Raw genomic sequence first — 4849 nt, 5'->3', positions numbered from 1 at the left:
TATAGGCATCAAGCAGCCGTTTCGAGGCCAAAGATGTCCTGCATCATTCGCTTCGCATCGAACGCTTGGTGCTTCGTACATACAGCGTGCAATACCTTCAATAATTTTCCGCTTTAAATTAATCAACAGTATTGATTAACGGAGCCTATGATAAAATGAATGGCAAACATACCAACAGAAAATTCACCAATGTTGTTTATTTGGACTACCCAACAATCGAGGAAGCACACAAAGTAATGAAAGATGAAATGCTTGTGATCTACCGTGACCTGTTTCGGGATTCCGGAATTTGGCAATATCCTGGGCTACAAAGATAAACGAAAATCACGAACATTATATTCACATCATTCATCTTAAAGGAAGTTCCCATAAACAGACCCCCTTGGCACCCAAGGGGGTTCAACTAAGCCACTGAAGAAGGATGGTTATTATACTGTCTACTTGACAGGGATATGTTCAAATTTTTCTTTTTTCTTCAATCCAAAACTTTCTCCACATTCACCCTCCCCGAAAAGAAAGTCGCTCCATTGCCCATATCGGCAACTCGGTCAGGAGTAAGAGAATTTACCAGATGTTTCGTACCTGGGGCATCGGCCCAGAGACCTTGAGTGACAACGACACCTGGAAGCACGTTTTCTCCAACAGAAACTTTCAATATACATTCTCCTCGATTGTTCCACACTCGGACTTGATCCCCATCCTTGATCCCCTTCGATAAAGCATCTTTGATATTCATATGCAAACGTGGTTCTTTTTCAAAAGAAATGTGTTTTTCATTATTAGAAAAGGTTGTGTTTAAAAAATTATGGTTAGGACCAGGCACAAACAAAAACGGGAAGTCTCCATCGTTAACAAGTGGTGTATAGGTTGGCAAAGGAGGGTAGCCATCTTGTTCCATCTTCCTTGAATAAAGTTCAATTTTTCCGCTAGGTGTTGGCAGTTTTCCTGGCAACAATGGTTTTACATTTGCTTTTACATACTGCTTTTTAACCAATGTTTCATAATCGATTCCTTCAAGGTAAGGATTGTTTGGGTTATCTAGGGCTTGCGAAATCATTTCAGCTTCTGTCTCATATAAACATGGATCCTTGAATCCCATTTTTTTCGCAAGCAATTGGAACACTTCGACATTCGATTTGGACTCCCCATATCGTTCAATAACTGGCTGCTGAATTTGAACATAATGGTGCCAGTATGATGTATAAAGATCCGTATTTTCGAATGAAGATGTTGCAGGAAGTACAATATCTGCGTATTTTGCTGTTTCTGTCAAAAATAAGTCATGCACAACGACAAAGAGATCTTCCCTTGCCAGACCTTTTCTTACTTTATTGCTATTTGGTGCAACAACCGCAGGGTTTGTCCCGTACACAAATAATGATTTTATCGGTGGGTCTAATTCCAATAATGCTTGACCGAGCAGATTCATGTTTATGATTCGTGTATGTTTATTTTGCAACAAATCCGGGCGTTGCAAGCTCCTTGTATTAAGGGCCAAATAACCACTATTTGATTTGATGGCACCGCCGCCTTTTACAAGCCATTGTCCTGTCAGGGCAGGAAGACAAGCAATGGTACGAATACACATGCCCCCATTGTCATGATGCTGAAGACCATTGCCGATTCGAATAAAGGAAGGTGTGATTTGGCCATACATTCTGGCTAGTTTATAAATATCTTCAACGGGAACACCTGTTATTCCAGAAACAGTGATGGGATCGTACTGGACAACATGCTCACGCAATTCTTCATGTCCGACTGTATACTTCTTCAAGAAATCGTTGTCTACCATGTTTTCGGCAAATAAAATATGCATCATGCCCAGTGCAAGAGCAGCATCGGTACCCGGCAATATTGGAATGAACCAATCTGCGAATTGGCCGGTTTGATTTTTATGTACATCAATGGCAATAATCTTTGCTCCATTCTTTCTAGCTTTTTGCGCAAGCACAACTTGATGCATGTTTGTGCTTACAGCATTGATTCCCCAGAAGATGATTAATTTTGAATGAATAGTATCTTCAGGGTCTATTCCAAAGCCGCCTCCCATTGTATATTTAAGGCCTTCCGAGCCAGCTGACGAACAAATTGACCGATCGAGCAGGGAGGCGCCCAACCGATGAAAAAACCGCCGGTCCATTCCTTCAGCGCTGAGCATTCCCATGTTGCCATAAAAGCTATACGGAAGAATGCTTTCAGGCCCATCTGTTTCAATCAGCTCTTTCCATTTGGAAGTAATTGTCTCAATCGCTTCGTCCCAGCTTATCCGTTCAAATTTCCCTTCTCCTTTAGCTCCTGTACGTTTCATTGGATATTTTAAGCGCTTTGGATCGTAGATTCGTTCAGTCATATTCCGTACTTTATTGCATATATTTCCCTTTGTCACAGGATGATTCGGATCTCCCTGTATTTTTACAATTTTTCCATCTTGTTTATGTACCAGTAACCCACATTGATCAGGGCAATCCAGAGGACAAACCGATGGAAATACACCTGTTGGCTGCTTTACAAATGAATGCATATATAGGCTCCTTTCATAATCTGGTTATATCTATCATAATACTATTTTGTTCATTTAAAAACTCTTGTCTCCATAAAGACAAACACCTCCATCAATCGAATGAAGTTATACTTCGATTCAGGAGGTGTTTTTTCCTTGTCCCATTTTACTAAGGCTTACTATTCAATCTGAGTTTTTTAATGCTAATAACAAGATATTGCCATAAATAATAACTAGGAATGGCTGTGTTTTTTAGAAATACAACCCAAGAGACCTATAATGTCCAAATTTTAGAGATTTTGCACCAGACTCTTTTTTCCTTTATATTCACAGTTTTTTTCTCTTCCGTTTCTGTTCAAAAAAGAAAATGTGGCAAGCAGTACTAATATGATAAGGCAAACGGTAGAACCGATGATATTATCTTTATTAAATAGAAAAGAGATGAAAATGATCAATAAAGATACGATTGCTAAAATAGTTGTGTATGGGAACCATTTTACTTGAAAGAACGGTTTCTCTTTATAATGGGAGCGGAGCTTTAGTTGTGCCAAGCAAATGCTCATCCATACTAAAAGAACCGTAAAACCAGGTATCGTCATTAGATAGCTGATGACTTGATCTGGAGTCATATAAGCGAAAAATACCCCAATCAATATACATATGGTGACGATAGAAATACCGTTTATCGGTATTCCTTGTTTGGAAATCTTTAATAACCTTTTTGGAGCTTCACCGTTTTGAGCCATGGAATATAACATTCTCGAAGTTGCATAGATCCCCGTGTTTGCTGCTGATAAAACGGCTGTTAAGAGAACAAAATTCATGATATGTGCTGCTCCAGGCAGCCCTGTGATGCTCAATACTTGAACAAATGGACTGTCTTCCCCCGAAACGTTGTTCCATGGCATTAAACCACATATAATAAGAATAGGAAGAATATAAAAAAGAATGACTCTCCATACGGTTCCCTTGATTACTTTTGGCAATACCTTCTCTGCGTCTTTTGTTTCTGTAACAGTAACACCAATCAATTCTGCCCCGCCATATGAAAAGATGACGACTAAAAAGGCGCTCAACATTCCTTCGATTCCATGTGGAAAGAACCCACCGTGTTCCGTATAGTTAGACAAAGGATTGTCAATAGCACTTGGAATGATTCCTACTAAAATACAAAAACCTAAAATAATAAAAGCGGTTAATGCGATAATTTTGATTCCTGCGAACCAAAACTCAATCTCCCCATAGTACTTTACATGAAACAAGTTAATTCCGACGATCAAGACGGTACAAAGGAAACTTAAAAGCCATAAAGGTACGGATGGAAACCAATATTTTAGGAAGCTTCCTGCCGCTAAAATTTCGACAATGGTGACAATCGTCCAGTTGATCCAATAAAGCCATCCTACGATAAAGGATATATGAAATCCAAACGCTTTATATACAAGATGCTGAACGTTTAAGTTGGGGTAGACAATGGCCATCTCCGCCAATGCCGCCATCACAATAAATAATAATAAACCTCCTAATAAGTAAGCAAAAACGACACTTGGCCCCGCTATATTTAACGTATCTGAACTTCCTTTAAAAATACCCGTTCCAATCATGCCTGCTAGAGCAATAAACTGGACGTGCCTAGGTAATAAACCTTTCTTTAAATCTTGGTGGTTTTTTTCCATGTTGTTCCTGCCTTCCTGTCGTAATATTAATAGAGTTATAAAACTAAAATAAACTTACTAGCGAGAAAAGCTAAAATAATGACCAAAGATGGTTAAGATGAAAGCGGCTTTTTTATTTTAATAAATTTCCTTTTGAAACTTTTCTGCTTAAACGCTTTTAAGCTTTTGTGCTTTTACGCTTTTGTGTAGTTGAGTATTAAAATACGTTTTTAAAATATAATGATTTTCTTCTGTTTGTCAATAGCGTGTCGCAAAACTTATTGTTATACAAAAATTGTGCATAAAAAAGTCCGTTTCCTTACACCCTATGATAGACTCGACTCAACCATAAAAAAGGCAGATGGGCTATTTTATATGTTTCCACATTTTATAGGTACTCATTCACCTACTCATGCGTTAATAAGAGGTTGATAGCTTGGGAATCATGGGGATAAGGATGTTAAATAAAAATGTAGAGAGAAAATAAACTGGTGTTGTCTGACTATGTTTAATTTTTTGATTTTTACTCAAATATTGACATAAAATTATAATAATTCTGTTTATATAAGCAATTTTTATCATTTTTATAATGGGAATATGATAAATTGTAATTAATCACTTAGGTAGCGTCAAAAGTTTTATGAAAACTCCACATCCGCCATCCCATGGAGCATCGTAAGGCATCCTTGGAGCC

The 4849-nt window shown here is 38.1% G+C and carries 2 protein-coding genes; both read right to left on the bottom strand.

The annotated features are described in order from the left end of the window. Window positions 1-475: 475 nt before the first annotated feature. Window positions 476-2521, bottom strand: a complete 2046-nt coding sequence (locus DCC82_RS09990) for a molybdopterin oxidoreductase family protein (RefSeq protein ID WP_097354541.1) — start codon at window positions 2519-2521, stop codon at window positions 476-478. A 269-nt stretch (window positions 2522-2790) separates the two neighbouring features. Continuing rightward, on the bottom strand, window positions 2791-4176 hold the full coding sequence (locus DCC82_RS09985) for an amino acid permease (protein WP_097354540.1): 1386 nt from the start codon (window positions 4174-4176) through the stop codon (window positions 2791-2793). Window positions 4177-4849: the final 673 nt, after the last annotated feature.

Origin of the sequence: Geobacillus sp. LYN3 (assembly GCF_003064505.1) — a bacterium.
In the GTDB taxonomy this organism is placed as follows: Bacteria; Bacillota; Bacilli; order Bacillales; family Anoxybacillaceae; genus Parageobacillus_B; species Parageobacillus_B toebii.
This window is presented reverse-complemented; position numbering and strand designations above follow the sequence as displayed.

What these genes read in the sequence shown, in the direction of transcription:
- DCC82_RS09990 (WP_097354541.1), bottom strand. Translation starts at nt 2,521, where the DNA reads ATGCATTCATTTGTAAAGCAGCCAACAGGTGTATTTCCATCGGTTTGT.
- DCC82_RS09985 (WP_097354540.1), bottom strand. Translation starts at nt 4,176, where the DNA reads ATGGAAAAAAACCACCAAGATTTAAAGAAAGGTTTATTACCTAGGCAC.